The organism is Paenibacillus oleatilyticus, from assembly GCF_018998565.1.
Lineage (GTDB): Bacteria > Bacillota > Bacilli > Paenibacillales > NBRC-103111 > Paenibacillus_G > Paenibacillus_G oleatilyticus.
Genome location: NZ_JAHNZO010000188.1, coordinates 1 through 334, shown reverse-complemented (window position 1 = coordinate 334; position 334 = coordinate 1). Strand labels below are relative to the sequence as shown.

The following is a 334-nucleotide window of genomic DNA, read 5'->3' as shown; positions in this document are numbered from 1 at the left end:
AGTATAAGCGTCTGTGCAAACCTCAGGTTTGAGCGCGCCGTTTGGCGTTTTGATGATTTGATTTGCGCCGCCCGCCAAGCGCTGAGTGGGGCGACGCCTGCTGAAACAATGTGATAGCGAATGACGACAATGAAAATCACAGTTCCCTTTACATTCAATGGATTGGAAAAATAATCGCATGAATAGCACCGATAAACTCGATTCGCACACGCCGATGATGCAGCAGTACCTGCGCCTCAAGGCCCAGCATCCTGAAATCCTGCTGTTCTACCGCATGGGCGACTTCTACGAGCTGTTTTACGACGACGCCAAGCGCGCTTCCCAACTGCTGGAT

1 protein-coding gene is annotated in these 334 nt (G+C 51.5%); it reads left to right on the top strand.

Annotated features, from left to right (window positions below):
* Positions 1-178: 178 nt before the first annotated feature.
* On the top strand, positions 179-334 hold a 156-nt coding region (locus KQX66_RS39135; protein ID WP_216798451.1), incomplete at its 3' end, for a MutS N-terminal domain-containing protein.